This is a genomic window from Homoserinimonas sp., from assembly GCF_056262345.1.
The window spans coordinates 18935-37175 of the sequence record NZ_JBACFR010000088.1 but is presented as its reverse complement, the minus strand read 5'-3'; the positions used below and the strand labels follow the sequence as shown (position 1 = coordinate 37175).

Genomic DNA, 18241 nt, shown 5'->3' with positions numbered 1-18241 from the left:
ACCTGGCCGCATGGACGGCGACCTCGACACCCCAAACTGTACGGCGTGCCTCGTGAGGATGGAGGCACGCGAGCTCGGTCGAGCGGTCGCGTGGAGTGCGGAGAGTGCGGGCTCGTCGCGCCGTCCCTCGTCTCGGGGCTAGCTCGAACTACGTGAGGCTGCTTTACTTTGCTAGCGATGATTGAGCAATTCCCAGACGACACCCCACCTGAGGGTGCGAAGGCGATGGAGGGTGCCTTCTACCGGCTTGCGAGCAAGCACTTGAAGCCCGGGGAGCGCACCGACGACGCCTCATGGCTCCGCCCCTACCAGACGCGCAAGAACCGCTACTACAAGCACCCGAAAGACCCGGAGGCGCACGGGCTCTCGATCTTTGCCGACCTCGACGACCTCCGTCATTGCCGCCACGTGAACGCCCCGATGCGGCGGAAGTCAGTGGCCGAGTTTACAATCGGGATCACAGACGGCGACTTGCGCCATACCCCGATCGAGAACGGCATCACCCACCACGATTGGTGGACCGCTCCCTATGACCTCGTCCCAGACGCCGAGATAGTCGAAGCCGGAGAGGAGACGACCGATGGAGTTTGAGAACCTCCACCTCTTCGGGTCGCCCTTCGAAATCGTGGAGACCTACGTCTACTACGAAGGCCCACAGACCTTCTCGATGCGGTCGCTCTCGATGCGCGATCTTTACTACTTCGTGAACACCGCCGACGAGACGGACGACACCATCACCGCCCTCGCCGTGGCAGTGAGCGGGGACCGATTCCGCGCCGTCCGGTCCGGGCTGGTGGCGTTTCGACAGGCCTTCGTAGAGCCATCGGCGCGCGCTCTCTCGAAGATCATTTGGACGTGGTCCGACTCCGACGAGGTGAGCGTCCGCATCGAGGAGCTAGCAGCGGACGCTGCACCGGATAGTTGGCTCCCGACATGGGAGGCACGCCTCGACCTTCCGACGGACACGGGAACACTTTTCGAGGAGGCCGAGCTTCTCTCGCTCTCGGCGGCACAGAACCGGACGATCTTCGCCCTCGAAGTCGCGGCAGCGAAGTACCATACGACCGAGCTTCCTGCCCGCACCTCCGGCGAGCTCCAGCTCTTCCTTGCGGCGGGCGTTGACGCGCTTGCTCGTGAGACCGCTCGACGGACCAAGAGTAAGCCCAAGCTCCGACCAGTCCCGTCGAAATCGAGCGGTGTCACTCACCATTTGACTCCGATGAGCCTCGGCACTAGGGCCGCGTCCTACGTTTTCCTTATGGCGATCGACTCCGACGGCGCGATGGAGGCCACGGAGGTTACCGCACCAATCTTCGAGAGCTTCAACGCGCTTGTGAGCGCCGTGAGTTCGGAGGATGTAGCGAGCCTTCTCGCCGCAATGAAGGGGCACCAACCGCGAGTCCGGAGCAACTTCCGGAAGCTCCTCGCGACGCTCACGACAATCGAGAGCGGACTAAGCATCTCGGCAGTCGTGGCGCACACGCAACAAGTCATCCGCTCTAGCGCGACTGCGTCACAAGTGCGCTCGGCGACGCACGCCATTCAAACGGCGAAGCCCAAGGTTCAGCACGTCGACATTCAGCGCGGCCTCCTCACAGGGCTCGTGATCGGTACGAAGGTATTCGTTCTCTCCGACCTCGCGGCGGGGGTCATCTACCGGGGCCACATGGACGATGAGGCATCCGCGCAAGCGAACGGGCTTCCCGTCGGTGATGCGAGCTACGTCTCGGGTCGCATCCGAATCGAGACGCCATTCGCTTCGGACGAAGACGGATCGGGCTTGGCCTACTTCCTCGAAGCCATCACCCCGTCCAACGCTCCCGGCTAGCTCTCGCCGAGCACCGTCAACTCGCGGGCTACCACGACGAGGCGCCGCTCTGCGCGCGAGTCTTTCGCGGCAATCTCAGCGAGCTCCGCCGTAATCTCGGTCGCTCGGAGGTTGTCGTCGTAGTTGGAAGCGACCGACAGCCAATATTCATTCTTGCTCGACTCCGCGGCCCATCGGCTCCGCTCCGCCGCAAGCTCGTCGCGCTCGAATCGAAGGCGCTCCACCTTCGCCAACCGCTCGACCTCGAACAACTCCGCCGACGTCGCTCGGCCCCCGAGCTCGATGCGGGCACGCTTCAACTCGGGAATGGCCGAGAGCGCGACGATGATCCCGGTGACCACCACGACCCCTCCCGCCGAAATAATGATCACCCCGACGAGGCCGCCCGCCAAGAGCGGAACGCTTGCGAGGGTGGCGGTCGCAACGCCGAGCCCGACGATGAGGAAGCCGAGATTGAGTCTGCTCATGGTTCAAGCGTAGGGCGATTGAATTACGCTATTCGCGCACGACTGATGCCGGCGACAGTTTGCCCCCCGTGGTCACCCGCGTGAGTGCAGTCACGCGTCGTCAGGTCCGGCGACGAACGACTCCATCGCGTTGGCGACATCCTCATGGCGATCCTCGCGGGTCGCGGTGACGGGGTGTTAGCCAGGGCACGCTCCCGTTAGCAGTTGGAAGCGCCGCTCTCGCTGTCGGCACCTTCCTTGGCTCCTCGTTCCCCCGTAAGTAACAGCCACAATGGCTGCTCAGTGGGACGGTTAACGGAAGCGCCGCTGCCGGGGCTGTCGAGGGCCACCGGCACTGGACGATCGAACCAGCGATGAGCCGGACAGTGCTCGTGGTCACCGTCAGCGGGCCCGGCGACGAACGAGTCCACCGACTCTCTCGGATCGAAGCAAGCGGAGAGAGGTCGCGCTCAGGTGCCGGTTCCCACCGATGAATCATTAGCGAGCGACGCACTCTCCGTCCTCAGCATCGGCTGATGCGGTCTCTCGGCCGATGCAGACACGTAACCTAGACGTTCAAGGCTCCTGCAGGACATGGGGCATCGCGCCGATAGTCATGATAACTGTCATTATCGTCGCCAAAATACCCACCCCTTGAAGTGACATGCAGCTGAGTTAAAAAAGGGGGTCGAGACCGCGCATAGGCCTGTCGGCATCTCGAGGTGAACCACCACGGAACATGCCTGCTGGGGTCATGCTGTCTTTCGCTCACGTCCTTCTTGTAGGCTGACGCGCTCGACCTCACCGAGCAGAGAGGGGCTCCGATGCTTACCGACGAGCGCAGCGCCCCCGGACACACAGCGACACCCGTCCTCGAGCGTTGGTGGGTGAGGTCAGTTTTCGGGCTTTCGGTAGTCGCCTACTGGTTCGGGCTGGCCCGCATCGTCTGGAGCGTGAGCGAGTTTGCGCGCGGTCGCGACGGCACGCTTCTGGAGGCGGGGGTGTGGGCCGCTGTGAGCGCCGCCGGCTTCGGTGTCTTCGCCGCGTTGCTGCTCATTCGCACAAGGGGCGGGAAGTACTTAGTGCCGTGGTGGGCATGCCTCCCGCAAGGGTTGCTCTGTTTTGCAAGCTCCGCCCTGATCTTCGTTCTCTACGCCGAGCGGGACAATCCCCGGAGCCTCCTTGGCCCGTCGGCTGAGGTCTGGGCTATGTACCTCATAAACCCCGTCACCGTCGCGGTGATCGTCCTGGCAATGGTTAGCCGCCATGTTCCGCGCATCCGAACCGCAGCGGCGTACGCAACCCTCGTCGTAGCCATTGCACCGTGGCCCTTGCTGCTCATCGCGATTGTTCAGCGAGGTTGCTGCTGATCAGGCTTATTCAGCGAGGCTGCTGCTGAGGCGAGAATGCAGTCTTACTTCGTCGCGTTCGGGTGGTGCGTGTGGACCTGCTCGATGAGCACGTCCCGGCCTTCGACGTAGAACCAGATGCGGGCATCGCCGCGTAGGGTCGGCTTGTGCTGCCAACGCTCGTGGGCCTTCCCGTCGCGCGTGATCGTTCCGAGCTCACCCTTCAGTGGGTAGTTCGCTAGGGTGACTTGCATCGGAGTGCGGGTCAAGAAGTCCCATGCGTCGACCATCGAATTACGGGTCGTCGCGACGAGATCACGCCAGCCTTTTTGCGCGCCGACGGAGGCGAAGCGCAGTGTGTACTCGGACTTCTTTGTGGGCCTCGCGACGAGGTCGTCCTTCACCACTCTTAGGGGCGCTCTACGGGTTCGTCGTTGTCGAGCCACTCGACCTCGCGGCCGGACAGCCCTGCAGCGATCGCGGTAGCAGTCTCACGCCAGGACGTGAGCTCGGCGATGGCCAAGTGGGGCTGCTCGGTAGCGAACGACGCTCGAGCAGCGTCGATGAGGTTCTGGGCGCAGGTGGCCCTGTCTTCGGGCGAGAGTGCGAGCATCCACGTGTAGCGCTCGGCCATGCGAGATGCCAGCGAACCCTCGGCGCGGAGGGCGACCGTGATGAGGTCAGCGGCGATCTCGAGCAGCATGCGACGTGAGTCGGCTTCGCGCTGGGACATCAGCACCAACGGCTCGCCGTCGCGACGCGTGATCTGGACCACGTGATCCTCGGCCTCGGCGAAGACATCGGCTGAGTGCTTACTCAAGTCCGATGAGCGCCGCGTCACCATGCGCGGTTCATTGATCAGAGTCATACGGCAAGTATATTCGGAACGTATTCGGAAGTCTATGGGCGCTCTTATTGGTCGCCCAATATAGGCGGACCGGCCTTAGGTTGGTTCAGTCTCCGGCCATTGCGTAGCAGCTGGCTATTCCATACGGTGCCGTCGCTTGGTTCTCTGTTAGCTCTGTCGGCGCGAGCAGAAATGCCGCGTCCTCTAGGTGTCGACCCAGCTCCGGCTGATCGCTTGGTCTCAGCCCAGCTGGGGGCCGCTCTCCTGCTCGGGCGCCCTGGCACCCCGGCCCTATGGGTCGGGCTGAACGCCGCGCAGTTCGGGGTTCCGTTCGAGGTGCGAAGCCGGGTTGTGGGCGGGCTTGGGAGCTTGCTTGCTGAAGCCGTGAGCGCGAAGGAGATCCTTCACACCGTCGTGCTCATCGAAAACGTAGGCCCTCGCGAGCAACTCGTTGAACCTCGCCGGGAGCTCAGCATCATCGGTGGGGATGACCAGCGTCTCGGGCTCGGGCTGCCGGATCAGCAGGCTGTTGGCAACGAAGAGTGCTGTGCGCTTGTTGCCGTCCTCAAACGGTTGCGCCTTGGCAATCTGGACGAAGAGCTCGAGCGCCTGCTCTCGTGGACTTTGAGCACCCATCGCCTGATCAATAATCTGCTGCAGGCCGCCATCGTTGAGAGGCTTAGGTTCATGGCGGCCGTGCGGAGTGCTGACGCCGATCTGCTGGTCCTGTCTCCGCAGGCGCCCTGGATGGAGAGGCCCACTGCGCGTGATCTGCGCATTCACGTCACGGACGTAGGTTGCGTCAATCGGCGTATCGCGGTGGTCGATGACGAACTGAGCCACGTCGCGGAGGTCCTCAAGGAGCGCCAAGTCAGAACGGGAGGTGATCCCGTCGAGGCTGCCTGAGCGCAGGAAGTTCTCGGTGTCTAGGCGCCCAGTGCGCAGTCCATCGAAGACCTTGCCCGAGGAGTAGACAACGCCCGCAAGGCTCACTATGTCGAGGGCAGACTTCCACGTGCCTGGCGGCATGCCGCCCTGCATGTTCGTCATTACGGTCTCCTTGTCTTGGTACGTCGAGGTTAGCGCCCGCGCTGTCGAGGGGCATTCGTACGATATGTACAAGCAATCTGTACAAGGTGTTCCCGGTCGTTTTTCGACAGGTCTTGGGGGTCGAGCCGGGACACCGAATCGATCAACGACGCGAGTAGGAGTCAGTATGCTCACGCTTACTTGTCACAGCCCCGAGGGAGCAGCATGAACTCGCGCTATCTCGAAGCCTCGCCACCGGTGAATGAATCGCCCACGCTGATTGAGCGTTTGCGTCAGCGCTGGTGGTTTCGAGCTCTGTTGTCTCTCGGGGTGATCGTCTTTTGGGTGGCCCTCGTCAATCTCCTTGGAGATCTCGGTTCGTTTTCCCGTGACCCTGATGAAGGCTTGTTCGAGGCCTCGGTCTGGGCTGTTTCCGGCGCCGCCGGCGTCGGACTCATTGCGGCGATCATGCTCGTCCGCACACGCTCGGGTGAACCTCTGATTCCAAGCCGGGCGTTGATAATCCCAGCGTTGGTGAGTGCTGCCCTCTACACCTTGGTCGTCGTAGTCGCAGCAGACGGCCAGGGGCTTCACAACCTGCTCGGTCCGGTTCCAGAGCTATGGCCGCCATTCTTGGTCGGGCCGACACACTTGCCGTGGTCGCCGCGATCGCTCTCAATCGGTATGTGCCGGTTTTGCGAGTCGTCTCCGCCTGTGCGGCAATAGCGTTCGCTGTTCTTCCGTGGCCGCTTCTTCTAGCCCTGCTGGTCGAACGAGGCTGCTGCTGACAAGCGTGCTCGGCCGCGTGGGCGCTAGTCGCCGGCGGCCGGGTTTAGCGAGATAGCCGCTAGCCGAGGGTCCGGTCATCCGGCTTCTGCGAAGGCCTTTGCCGCAGCGATAACGTCACGGACACCTTCAAGAGAGTCGCGCCGGTAAGCGTCGTCTAGCGAGGGGTTCAAACCCTTTGACCCAGGCCTGAACCGTCGTTTCATCGTAGCGCTCTCGTAGCATCGCTGCAGCATGAATTACGGGCTAAAGCCGTTCGCCATCGACTTCACGATACGAGGAAATCCCGCACCCGACCACGTTCCACGCATCCAGTACGAGCACCGCCTCGAGTGGATACTGCCCCTCCTGGCGAGTCTTCTGTCGTCAAGACGAAGTGCTCGCTGCGTCCCGTCTCGGGATCCAATGACAAGAGAATCCCCTCAAAAGCGTTTGCTCCTGAGGGGATTCTCGATCCCGTCCGGCTACCCGGGGTGCCGTGTGGACCGGGCACGCCAACCTTTCACCCTTCTTCGACGGACCATCCATCTCGACCCATCGAGATGGAAGTCCCACAAATCCGGGCAAGTGTCACAGAAATCGCTCCGCTAGCCCGGCGTCGATTTGCGAGGCGCTGTCCAAGTGGTTAGTCGCACACCTGTTAATTGACCGCGGTGAGCTCAAAGATCACATGATGAGCCTTGGCCGCTTACGTTTGCAGATGTTGAAACTGCGATACTTCCGTTCGCATGCTTGTAGCCGGCAGTTTGGAATCGATAAACAAAGGACGTATTCGTGTAGTAACGGTCATTGAAAGTGAATGCCGGAACGTTCAATTGCGACCACGTTGACACACCCTTACTTGAACCGTGTTGGTAGTACTTCGGGGCGGCAGCCGAAGTGCAGTTCCTCTCCCCCGTCCAAAAAGCGAGCGTATTGGCACTCGCCGAGAGCGGCACTGATACGGACAACAGCACTAAAGACGCAGCAGCAAACATCGACACTGACAGTTTCCTTTTCATCCTGAACCTTTCATTTGGTTTCCAACAGCACCAGTTTTGGGCTGGAGGCGAACTTTGGCTCTAACCTCGATCGGGCCAGTAACCAGGCTGCGGGCACGCCTCTTCATGCGTGCGTATTTCCATTGGTCGGATTACCCCACTCTCGACAAGATCGGTGTATGGGTTCCACCCTGCTTCCCCTTCAATGAAAACCTGAAGGCTCGGCGGCGCCGTAGAGAAACCCAGGCGTTCAAGACAATTCGCAGTATCGAGAGCAGCGGCATAGGCAGCTTTCCATTCAGAATCCGTGAACGTGTTGACATCCAGGGTGAGCCATTCCTCCGAACACACTTGTCCGTCACTCTGTTGGATCGTCCTTTGGTCGGCGGGCACATTCCCAACGGTGACTCCGCCGTCGGACACCGTTGCATTCCATCCACGGTCGCGCATGCAACTGGCGAAGTTCAGCAATGCTCGCTCGTGAGAATCGGCAGTCGGGATGACCTGTCCGTCCGGTTGAGGCGCATCAGGAATTCCCTGGCAACCCGCAACGGCAAGACCCACAGCGAACATGTAAGTCATGCTCAGATTCAGACGACTCATACGTGGAGCATATCGATCGGCACAAAGAACCGATAGACCATTTCGTCGAGCACCGACGATTGCTCCATCCACGCATTCCGCTTCGAGAGTCTGCGCAGATTCCAGGCTATGGGACGCGGAGTTCGGTGATCGGGTCGCGACGACTAGCAACGAAGGCAGGAAGAAACGCAGCTGCGATTGCAGTGGTCACGGCGAGGATACATGTGGCGACCAAGAATGATGGTCCTGGAACCGGATCGCCCATCGCGAGCAGTGTGCTGACGCCCGCAATACTACCGATAGCGGCGCCAATCGCCGCGAGTAGGCCGGTTTGCGTAAGTAAGAGGCCAATTATGAAGGAGCGCGTTGCTCCAAGGGCACGACGTCGGCCAAAATCCTTGCGGCGCAACATGACAAGTCCGTAGAGCATGATTGCCACCAGTGTCCCCGTGATGCCGAGCACGATCAGCACGAGCCCACGGGAGAACGATCCGAGTTGACCCTGGACGATTTCACGCAGTTGTGCAAGTGATTCGCTGGTTTGCACTGTCACTTTAGTAGGGTCGTCGGCCGACAAGAGCGATAGAACTACCTCAGAGACAGGCGCTACCAATTCAGGGCGCGTTGCGATCACGACAAGAATATTGACAGTTTCCGTGCCCGTCGGGGAGGCGCGGGGGATCAGGACAACGGGCTCGAATGCTTTTAGAAAGTCTGGTGTAGAAATGGCACCCGCGATCGCGAAGCCCGTTCCAGTGGTGAGTGTGACACTGCCAGCCCCTTCCGGCAGACCCAGTTGATCGAGAGCCGCCGAAGATGCGTATGCAACACCATCAGGGAGAGGAATGTGGCGCGGGATCCCGAGGCGATCGAGATTTGTGCCATACGCGTAACGGACCGGGACGTGCGTGCCATCAGGGATTAACGTGTTTGTTGCATCAACGGCGGAAGAGAATGCAGCGCTCCACTCGATACCCTCAACGCCGCCAATTCGCTCAATTACGTCGCTAGTTAGACCGGCACCATCCTCGGCGCGGATTGTGATCGAGCGAGTGCCAGCAGCGTCAATCGAAGCTAGTACAAGCTGTTCGGCCGCGACAGTGCGTCCCGTGGTGAGCATGACTGTCACTATCATTCCTGCCACCATTAGGAGCGCCAGGACCGACGCGACTGGCTGAGACCTAGCGGATGCGATTGCCTCCCGGAAAGTCGCTCCGGCGCCGCTCAAAGCTTAATCTCTCGATCACAGGAACCAGCGACCTCTGGTGAATGTGTCACCACGACTACTGCCGCGCCAGTCGCCGCGTAGCCTCTTAGTGCATCCACTACGAGTTCACTCGTGGCCGGATCAAGGTTGCCGGTAGGCTCGTCGGCGAGTAGCACTTGAGGAGAATTTAACAGCGCTCGACAGAGAGCGATTCGCTGCGCCTGCCCTCCTGAAACCTGACCGGGCTTGCGATTCGGTGGAACGTCGACGCCAAATCGATCAAGTAGCTCCAAAGCCGTCTTCCGTGCGTTGGGGTGGGAACCTCCCCGTCGATACAGTGCTGTCTCCATTACGTTGTCGAGTACGCTTCGCGTGGTGTCGAGCGCGGCATCTTGGAAGACAAACCCGAACAGATCCGCCCGCAACTGCGCCCTCTCCGCGTCTCGCAGTAGCCCGGTAGGAATGCCGCCCACTATGATCTCCCCTTCCCGCGGATTCAACATCAGTCCAAGAAGGTAGAGCAGCGTCGACTTGCCTCGTCCCGATGGACCCGTCAACGCCGTCATCGCCCCCCTCGAAAAAGAAGCCGACCATCCGTCGAGCACGGCGACTCCTGGCGAGTACTCGAACACTATCCCCCGCGCTTCCAGGACCACTTCCCCCGCCAAAGGTGACTCGACGTCATGAGGCTCCGGAATATTCATGACCTGGGGCCCGTCGCAGGAACGCGCGTACGGGTTCCTTCGGGAACCCCTTCAATGACGCTAAACCCCCTGGCCGAAGCGATCACCGTCACCGTCACGTGTCTGCCAGTCTCATCAATCACTGCAACATTTCCGTCGGCACCCACTACCAGTGCTGCCGATGGCACGATGAGCCCCGCGACGGTCTCCTGGGTCACAATTCGGGTCTCCAAGCGAGCCTGGCCCGACACAGGCACCTGTGCGCAGGAGCCACCACAAATCGCTCCACCATTCACTCCGCCTAGCCCAATAGCGACCAGGCCAGTGTCTTCGTTCTGCTCATGATCAATTACAAGAGCTTCCCAAACTTCTCCTAGTGGTGCCGTAATCTCCACTCGCGTTCCAATAGGCATCATCGCGGCCTGCGCTTGATTTGCCGGCACCACAAACGTCGGGGCTGCAGCCAATCCGCGCACCACCTCTTCGCCCCCCATGACGGACCTGCCGCGCGAAAGCACCTGCGTATCCAAAGACAATCTAGTCGGCAGCTGCGGAACGAAAATCAGGTCTCCAGCCTCGACGATGCCTGTCCTCGGCAAACCTAGTGATTTCTGCCACGCCTCAATGGCAACTCGAGTGCCAGACCCCACCTTTCCATCGGCAGAACCACGGTATAGACCCAGCGCCTTGAGCATTTTCTGAAGTTGGGCGACGTCCTCACCTTCTGCGCCCTCGTGAATTGCGCGGAACGTTGGCACTTCCCCCTGTGCCACAACCACGGGCCGCTGGTTCACGTGATACAGAACCGATCCTTGCATCACTTCGTCGCCTTGTTCCACCGCCACCTGTGTCACAACTCCGGTAGCCATGTTTGTGCCGACAGGGAGGGGCGTCCACTCTGCAAGAGTGTTCAGCTTAATGCTCGACCCGACTTCGCCCGCCTTTACCTCCACGAAGGTGTGCCCCTTTGCATCCAGAGGATCAGACGCCGGAGCAAGGACCGACATCGCGGCCCATCCAACCGCAGTGCCCACAGCCAGGATTCCGATGCCCGTTACGATCAAGATACGGGCTGTCTTTAGCCGCCGGGCGCGCAACTCCAATACAGAACCATCAGGCATTATGAAAACTCATTTCCGTAGGCGATGCGATTAGCCTTCCATACGCATTGGCGTTTGGGCGAGCAAGAGCGGTCGCGCGCGCGTGAGGTCTGGGCCATACGTGTTGAAGTCACCCGACCGGCTCGCTCTACAACGACTGACATGCTCGGCATGGTCGAGAAGTTGAGGGCGAGATGCCAGCGGTGGAGTATTGGCTCTCACGCCTGATGCCGATGCCCCACTCAACTGGTTGATCGGCCGAGATCAGAGCATCGTTGGCCCCATGAGAGGGTTGCGGGCATAGCTGCCCTGGTTGCGGGCGCATTCGGTCCCGCACGAAGCCCGGAGCATGCGTCATCCGCACCGAAATCACCACCACGTTACGTACTTCTGGTGAAGTGCAGAACACCTAAGCGAGGAGCTAAACATCGCCATCTTCCAGCCTAAAGGTCGATAGTTCGGATTATTGCGACTATCGCGCGACGCGATCATGCCCAAACAGCATGAACGCAATAAGGATCTCCACTCTTCAGGATAGAGAGCAGGTGAACCTCATGCTGGGCTATGCCCTGTTCGGGCGCTGGCGGACTGCTCAGATCCGATCTGAGTTTCAGCTCACTCTTGAAACAGGTTCTTGGCCTGAGCCGCGGATGGATCTTCGAAGCACAAGACCGACGAGAAGTGGCACGAGCAGCGGCACCCAAGCGTTCCAGTACACGAACAGGCTAGTCACGAACACCAATGCAATCGTGTTCGATGCCTGCGATGGGCCCGCGGTGAAATCCATGAGCATTGCGGACGCTGCGAGGAGGTAGGCCAACGTGCCTCCGACGATGGCCCACATCGCTGAATACTTCTTTCGGCGGCGAAGCGCGTAGTAGATCGCGCCGAGCCCTATGGCGAAGCTGGCCACGGCCACAACCCACTCAGGGCTGAACCAGTAGTGCACTGCGGTTTGCCACCGGGTGGGCGCAACTCCCCAGAGTGCACCCACCCAGCCGAGCAATTGTGGAGGAAGTGCATGCAAGATGTAAACGGCCACGGCGCTAGAGAGCACCCATAGCCACGCCAGCCTGCCCGCCGTCCGCTCCATGTTCACATCGTCCGTTTAGTATGTGCCGTAGTATCCCGCGAGAGAAACCTCAGGGCATGCTGCGCTGCCGATGAGGCACAACTCGCTAGCGTAGGAACGCTGATATGCAGTCTTCCATGTTGAGCCACCATTGAGGTAGATCTCATGGTTGGGCATCTGCCGGTGCGAGCCCGTGATGATCGACCAGTTGCCGCTTCGAGTTACTGTCATTGTGAACGAACCCTGAATGGCACCGACAGAGCAGTAAGGGTTGGCTGCATTCATCACGAACCGGAGATCGACAGATGATGCCGTTCCTCCAAGCTTCGAGACGCTCATGTTCGCGCTCGATGCCGTGGTGGTGGACACGAGCGTGCCAGCACTGTTATAGACCGTGGTGGCCTTAACGGTTTTCACCGATGTAACGGTGCCTCCGGCAGTCCAGTCGACGTAACCGCTGAGCCGTGCGCGGTATGCCGCTGCGCTGACCCCAAACCCTCGATTGTCCCCACCAAACTTGTATCCGCTGCCGTATGAGCATCCGACCGGTGGAGCGTCCACTCGAGACTGAGGGATGAATGCTGTGTACTGAACCGTTGAGGCGCTATAGGAGGCTGCTATTACAGCTAGCGTCTCTGCCTTGGCCGCGACTTCAGCCGTCGAGTCTTCACTTGAAGAGGGAGTCGAAACGGTCATGCCCCACATTGGCGCCTCAACCAGGACTTTTTCGGAAGTTGTCGCAGAGTCTGGCTGCACCACGTACTCAGCCGTTGAACCGGGGACCGCTGCAGGGTCCCGATACGACGTTTGGTCGGTGACTGCGAGCAGAATACCGTTCCTGAAGACCTGGTAGTCGGCGACGCCGGGAATCGCATCCCATGAGAGATCGACGAACTTTGACGAGGCGGCCGACATCGCTCGGTTGTTGCCCTTCTCAGCGAGGGACAGGTCGACGACGACGGTTTCCCCGCTCCGGGATTTGAAGGCACTAACGCCGGCCTGAGTTGCCGAGCCCTTCGTGACGGACGTGTCAACCTTTGAAATCAGGTGCTGGTCAAGCGAGCTGAGCGTGAATTCAGCGGGCCGACTATCTGCCGCGTTCGCGGCGGCCGGGACGGATCCGAGCAGCAACACCGACACCATTATGAATACAACTGGAGTGCGGTAGTTATTTGTTCGAGCAGTTGTCCGGGGTGTATCTGACGTGCGCATATCGACCTCCATTGGTCTGCTGATGGAACCGGGTGGAACTCAAACGCGCTGAGGCTCCATTCGTGCCTCAGCCGATCGGGAATCTCTCGCACAGCGGTTAGGTGTCCCGTCAGTCCTGGCTGCCGAGTCGGACGCAAGCGGCACCAAAGCTCGTGAGCCAGCGGAAGATGCGGGCAGGGATTCCGTAAGCGGTGACACCCCAGAAAACTGAGCCTGCTGAGAACTTGACTTCATGGCGGGACCAAAAACGCCGTCGGTTGCGAGACCGGGATTCGGCGCACTGCTGCAACCGGGTTTCAGTTCTTTCTGAATACGGGCGACTCCGGTGCTCTGATTTCCCTGTTTTGAGACGCCAGTCGCGGCGTTCGCTGGCGGTCGCAGGAATGCACACGTGCCGGCCGCTTCCCGCCGAAGATAGTGGTGTCGTGGCACAACTTCGTCTGTTGTGGACGGAGAAGAAATAATTGCGCTCGCAGCGGCATCTGCGTCCTCCATCAACGTTACGCCGGTGAGGAAAGCAGCAGTGGCGGCGGAAAATTTGTGCCGTGCACAAACCATTGAATTACCCCCCACCGAAAGCGAATTCCCCTCAATAGAGGATATTGATATATTTTCATCAGTCTTGTCAAGCCTCGTGAGACGAGCTCATGCGACATCCGGACTGCTTTTGCGCAGATTCGCCCCTAAGGTTGAGTTGCAGACTCGCGCCTTGCGCGCCAATCGCCTAGCTGACAAAGGCTAAGACCGGTAACACGCCCACGCCACACGAACGTCGTATCTTTGACGACGCGGGAGCCTCGCCCAGTGCCTCAGCTCACCGACGACGAGCGGACGCGCTGCCTTGACTTGCGCATCCCGGTTGACTCAAAGCCCGCTGGATCGAGCACAAGAGCATCCCGCTGGCCGTGGCCCGCACCATGGTCGTCGCTGTAACCAACGGCGGCTGAACGCAGAAGTTCGGCGTGACTGCGCTTCAGTCTCTCAACCGCTGAAGGAGTCGTCGACGAGCGCCTGCGCGGCGAGACCGACCTGCTTGAAGCGCCCCTCGATCGAGATCGCGAGCGCTCCGGACTTGCGAACGAATGCTTCCGATGAAAAGCATGCCAGACGAAGCATCTTCGTGGGGGTCTCCCCGTAGCTGACGAGCGTGCTCAGCGGCTAAAGCGTTAGGTGCTTGATGAAGGCGCTCAGCGATGGTTGCGTGAAGCTCGCAGACTGAAGGCGTCTAGGGCTTCGAGTATCTCGGGCGCTTGGGGTTGCGGTTGCGGCGTTCCCAATGGACTCTTTGGTGTCGACCATTTGGAAGTTCGGCACCGTAGTGGCCCCGGCAGTCTTCGGCCCCTAGCGCGGATGCTGTCGGCATCACCGCAGCGATGTTCGACAACCTGCGTCTGCTCGCGATGCTGTGCCTCGCGATCCCCGCCAGCTATCTCGCCTCACGGCCGCCCCGACTCATCGACGCTCTCAAGGGGCACTGACGGATGTGCTCGTCCGCTCGAGTTCAGCCGTGGTGTCACCGTCCGCGGAGCTATTTGCCATCTGGTCGCCCCGCGTATCCGCCGTTGCTCGAGTGCTCTTTCACCAGTCTGATTGCGCCGTTGATGTCTATCTCACCAGCGACATACTTCTCCACAACCTTGAGCCCGAAGCTACTAGGCGTCGCCCCATCCAGATTCCAGCTCCCGAGGATATTTCTCATCGCTTCTCGACGTCCACCAACAGGGTCATTGTCGGGCTCCGGTGTCGAGTCTGAGTCTGAGTCTGAGTCCGAGCCCGAGCCCGAGCCCGAGCCTGAGCCTGGGCGTGGGCCTGAGCCTGAGCCTGAGCCTGAGCCTGAGGCATTCGTACCGCCTGATGCCTGTGTCATACGAGACCTCCTGATTCGATGAACTCAAGAACTGACGTCAGCATTGGGATCGGACTTCTGCTTTTCCTACGAGAGCGACGCCGTTTCGGCCAGTCGTTTCGGACGCCGATCGCCATGCCCAGCCAGGGCGCTGTGGTCGCCCAAGTGTACGCAGACGACACCAACCGTTGTGGGGAGATGCATGAGCGGGTCGAATCGCACCCCGAGCTATGGTCGTTACCCCAACGATGCGGCGAACTACGCCTACTCGGCATCGGAGGCTCTGCTTGGAGAGTTGCGGGACTACCTCAAGCCCACTGTAAATACACCCTGCTGCGGAATACGGAAGAGAGAGGTGGCCAGGAGTTGGTTTCTAGTTCCGTCTCTGCATTCGATACCGCGCTATCTGTTCCAGAGGTCGAGCTCCTGCCACCCTTGCGGGAAGCCCATAGTGTTTTCGACAGTCATGCCGCTCACGTTGCCGAGCTTCTTTGCCTGAGTGGGGAGGGCAGACCACGCCCAAGTGCTCGAGGGGTTGACAGCCCGCTCGAGATGAGCCGTAAGGGCGATCAGCATATAGACCTTCTGGCGCTTTTCGTTGTCGAGTTCGTTGAGGTGGCGCAATTTCGGAGGGGCCACCTGAGGTGAAAACTTCGGTGGCACATCGACGGTCGCACGGTTCCAAACTCGATTGTTGTGCGCGCAGTGATTGCGAAGGATGTTCAACGCCCGCAGCCATCGGTACAGCGTGTCCGAACCGTTGCCACTCAGCCCCAGTTCGTAAGCGATCTTCTTCCTGTCGCGAGAGTCCATCAGCGAGTAAAGCCGGATCACACATCCGAAGTCCATGAATCCCGTTGCCACCCAGATCGGGATCTTTCCGCCGTAATGCAGGATGTGGTGTTTAACGTACTCCTCGTCCCTCGCATCGTTCCGAAGCTTCTCGTAGCGGAGTATCCAAGCCTCATGCTGCGTATGCCCGTTGCGGTCGACAGCCTTGCAGGCCAACTCGTCGAGGTGTCCAATGTTGAGGTGACCGTCGCCGGCTCTCTTGCCGAGGGTATAACCCACCTTCGTAGCAAGCCCCACCTCGATTTCTTGAAGGGCCTGAAGCAGCACTGCCCTGAGCTTGCGGTCGAATTCGTAGAGGCGAGTGGCATCCTCCAGGGCTGCTCCTGCGCGGAATGTTTCAGCTCTAGTACGTTTCGCGGCGAGATCTGCCTCAGTCGGCGGTTCGCGGAACGGGTACGTGTATGCGGAGAGCCGGTAATATCCAATTCTCTTCAGTGCGGAAATCGCGTTGGGTCGGTCAGCGCTCGTGAGACCACGCCCGAGCATCTTCGCAAGCTGCTCGTCGTAGGGCAGGTGGTCTTTCATGCTCCCCATCATGGCGAAAAAGAAAACCAGCCCATGTCATCTCTGCGACTCGAAAGTCAATGAGCGACAGCGGGGCTGGTGTTTATACGACCATCCTAGTCAGCGGCGCCGACGCACGCAACGATGTGCGCAGCGCCCCCCAGCGAGAAGGTGGACATCCTCCGCCCTGCAGTTCACTGGTTCGCCTTACCAAACCGTCTCACCTATTGATGATCACTAGCCACGTAACTGCGACGTCAGCACCGAGCGTGACGACAGTGAGGCCTAACCCAAAGCGACCGAATACTCCAATGACCAGCCAAGGCAGGTGGGGGCGACTGCGCACATACCAAGCCGGTCGACCAGTCGGTCCTAGCCAGCGCACTTCGAGACCTGTCCAAATGCGATCAGCGGTTCCGTCGCGGACGATACTTCCTAGATCCAGCAACCATCGAACTCCCGTGACGACGTATGCAAATGCAGCGACAGCAGCCACCACAGGCCACACTGCGAGCTGAGCAGTGACGGCAAGCATTTCGCCGAAGTCATCGCCCGAGTCACTGGAGCGCGAAGCTGTTACACCAGCGAGAGTTCCGAACAGAATCGAGAGGCCGAAGACAACACTCGCCCAGAGAGTCCTCCCGAACCATGCCGCTGACGCAAAGAGAGCGCTGCGATCTTTCAAAGGTAATCGCGGCGGGGAGAGATACAGGACGATGACTGCGGGCAGGGCGAATACCGTAGCTGCGGCCGTCCAGGCTCCGAGGACGATCCCCACCGGCGTCGGAGCGACGGGCAATGCGACCACCACTGCAATCGAAGTCACTGTGGCTACGATCACGATTCCCGTGAGTGCGTCGAGACTCAGAGCCCAGAGACGAGCCGAAGGACGAGTTTTCTGCAGCGAAGCCTCACTCATAGTCTGGTTCTCGAGCCAGAACTCTATCCACGCTCGGCATCCCTCTTAGAGCGACGCCATCCAGTCCTGTGCGATGACTGGGTCGCTGAAGAATCCCATCCTCGAAGACGTTGTACGCCGCCAGTACTGCGACCGCATCGGTAAAGCTCCCGACTGGTTTTTCCCACTGCGAGGCGTACTGAGAATTGCCTGCAAGCCGCCCGGTTCGGACATGGATCCGAACGAGGATCCGTTCGACCTCCCCTGTCGAAGGAGGCACGCCCGTTCGATATCGTGCGAACAGATTGTCCACAAGCGAGCCGGTCAAGTTACCTGCTGTCTTGCGGATCGCTGACCAGTCGAACGGCTCTGGCGTATACCTAAACGCATAGCGAACGACGTCATTCGAGGTAGCCAGGGCTACGAAGCCGCTGTAGCTGTGGCGCCAGAAGTCGCCCGCGCGCCACCGATCCTCATCGCGGTGACGACGTAATGACTCAGCCTTGCCGACGTAGAGGCAATCGTCACTCGTCGATTCAACAACTTCCAGTTGAATCCCCACCGTCTTGGCAATCCTGATCAAATCCTCAACGTTCATTAGAGCTGCCACAACTCACTCTTAGCGCTTCGCGGGGCTTTTGTGCCCGAGACGCGCCAGGAGACCGAGCTCAATGTGCACCATCCGATATGCCACGAGATCTGTAGCGACAGCAAGGAAGGCGCATGCCCCGATAGGGCATGCTGTCGTCATGGTGAATGGGGACGCATTTCGGAAGGCTTCGACACAGTCGGAGGCCCCACGCGAGTTGTTCCCAGTCGGCGAGGCACGGTCGGAATCGCAGGACAACGCGAACCGCCCGTGGACTCCCTACGACCTTGGCTTCCGTCAGTGCTATGCCGCTGCCTTCGCATGGGCTGAGTCCACCCTTCTAGACTCGCTGCCGAAAGTCATCGATGGAGAGGTGCTGGAAGGTGAGCCCGCCTTCAACTACCTGGTCGACGTTCGGTCAGCGCTCGCGA

At 60.2% G+C, this 18241-nt stretch carries 17 protein-coding genes; 3 read left to right on the top strand and 14 right to left on the bottom strand.

Annotated features, from left to right (window positions below; translation table 11 throughout):
- Positions 1-177 precede the first annotated feature (177 nt).
- Entirely contained in the window at positions 178-591 is a 414-nt protein-coding gene (locus AC062T_RS04545; protein WP_476027804.1) for a hypothetical protein, read from the top strand.
- A complete protein-coding gene (locus tag AC062T_RS04540; protein ID WP_476027802.1) occupies positions 581-1828 on the top strand; it encodes a DUF6575 domain-containing protein in 1248 nt (415 codons plus the stop codon). The genes AC062T_RS04545 and AC062T_RS04540 overlap by 11 nt, the downstream gene beginning before the upstream one ends.
- Here AC062T_RS04540 and AC062T_RS04535 read toward each other — a convergent pair.
- On the bottom strand, positions 1825-2295 hold the full coding sequence (locus AC062T_RS04535) for a hypothetical protein (protein WP_476027800.1): 471 nt from the start codon (positions 2293-2295) through the stop codon (positions 1825-1827). The genes AC062T_RS04540 and AC062T_RS04535 overlap by 4 nt on opposite strands.
- A gap of 803 nt (positions 2296-3098) precedes the next feature.
- Between AC062T_RS04535 and AC062T_RS04530 the strand changes: the two genes are divergently transcribed.
- Positions 3099-3644: a hypothetical protein gene (locus AC062T_RS04530; RefSeq protein ID WP_476027798.1), complete on the top strand. Its 546-nt coding sequence runs from the start codon at positions 3099-3101 to the stop codon at positions 3642-3644.
- Positions 3645-3688: 44 nt separating this feature from the next.
- On the opposite strand, the gene AC062T_RS04525 is transcribed toward AC062T_RS04530, so the two are convergent.
- The 13 genes from AC062T_RS04525 to AC062T_RS04465 form a co-directional block, all read right to left on the bottom strand.
- The gene (locus AC062T_RS04525) at positions 3689-4030 is read right to left on the bottom strand and encodes a hypothetical protein (RefSeq protein ID WP_476027796.1); all 342 of its coding nucleotides are present in this window, start codon (positions 4028-4030) and stop codon (positions 3689-3691) included.
- 2 nt (positions 4031-4032) lie between these two features.
- The gene (locus AC062T_RS04520; RefSeq protein ID WP_476027794.1) at positions 4033-4491 is read right to left on the bottom strand and encodes a prevent-host-death protein; all 459 of its coding nucleotides are present in this window, start codon (positions 4489-4491) and stop codon (positions 4033-4035) included.
- Positions 4492-4761: 270 nt separating this feature from the next.
- Positions 4762-5520, bottom strand: a complete 759-nt coding sequence (locus tag AC062T_RS04515) for a Fic family protein (protein ID WP_476027792.1) — start codon at positions 5518-5520, stop codon at positions 4762-4764.
- A gap of 1826 nt (positions 5521-7346) precedes the next feature.
- Positions 7347-7868: a hypothetical protein gene (locus AC062T_RS04510; protein WP_476027790.1), complete on the bottom strand. Its 522-nt coding sequence runs from the start codon at positions 7866-7868 to the stop codon at positions 7347-7349.
- A 106-nt stretch (positions 7869-7974) separates the two neighbouring features.
- Positions 7975-8982 carry an ABC transporter permease gene (locus AC062T_RS04505; RefSeq protein WP_476027788.1) on the bottom strand — a complete coding sequence of 336 codons (1008 nt, stop codon included), beginning with the start codon at positions 8980-8982 and terminating at the stop codon, positions 7975-7977.
- Positions 8983-9071: 89 nt separating this feature from the next.
- Positions 9072-9758: an ABC transporter ATP-binding protein gene (locus AC062T_RS04500; protein ID WP_476027786.1), complete on the bottom strand. Its 687-nt coding sequence runs from the start codon at positions 9756-9758 to the stop codon at positions 9072-9074.
- Positions 9755-10858 (bottom strand): peptidoglycan-binding domain-containing protein, encoded by a 1104-nt coding sequence (locus AC062T_RS04495; protein WP_476027784.1) that lies wholly within the window; start codon positions 10856-10858, stop codon positions 9755-9757. Before AC062T_RS04495 ends, AC062T_RS04500 begins: the two co-directional genes overlap by 4 nt.
- 589 nt (positions 10859-11447) lie before the next feature.
- Positions 11448-11930 carry a hypothetical protein gene (locus AC062T_RS04490; protein ID WP_476027782.1) on the bottom strand — a complete coding sequence of 161 codons (483 nt, stop codon included), beginning with the start codon at positions 11928-11930 and terminating at the stop codon, positions 11448-11450.
- Between the two features lie 15 nt (positions 11931-11945).
- Positions 11946-13133, bottom strand: coding sequence for a DUF3238 domain-containing protein (locus AC062T_RS04485; protein ID WP_476027780.1), 1188 nt, complete (start codon positions 13131-13133; stop codon positions 11946-11948).
- 969 nt (positions 13134-14102) lie between these two features.
- Positions 14103-14237, bottom strand: coding sequence for a hypothetical protein (locus AC062T_RS04480; RefSeq protein WP_476027778.1), 135 nt, complete (start codon positions 14235-14237; stop codon positions 14103-14105).
- Between the two features lie 412 nt (positions 14238-14649).
- A complete protein-coding gene (locus AC062T_RS04475; RefSeq protein WP_476027776.1) occupies positions 14650-14820 on the bottom strand; it encodes an antitoxin VbhA family protein in 171 nt (56 codons plus the stop codon).
- Between the two features lie 549 nt (positions 14821-15369).
- The gene (locus tag AC062T_RS04470; protein WP_476027774.1) at positions 15370-16344 is read right to left on the bottom strand and encodes an Abi family protein; all 975 of its coding nucleotides are present in this window, start codon (positions 16342-16344) and stop codon (positions 15370-15372) included.
- Positions 16345-17234: 890 nt separating this feature from the next.
- Positions 17235-17819, bottom strand: coding sequence for a hypothetical protein (locus tag AC062T_RS04465; RefSeq protein WP_476027772.1), 585 nt, complete (start codon positions 17817-17819; stop codon positions 17235-17237).
- Positions 17820-18241 lie beyond the last annotated feature (422 nt).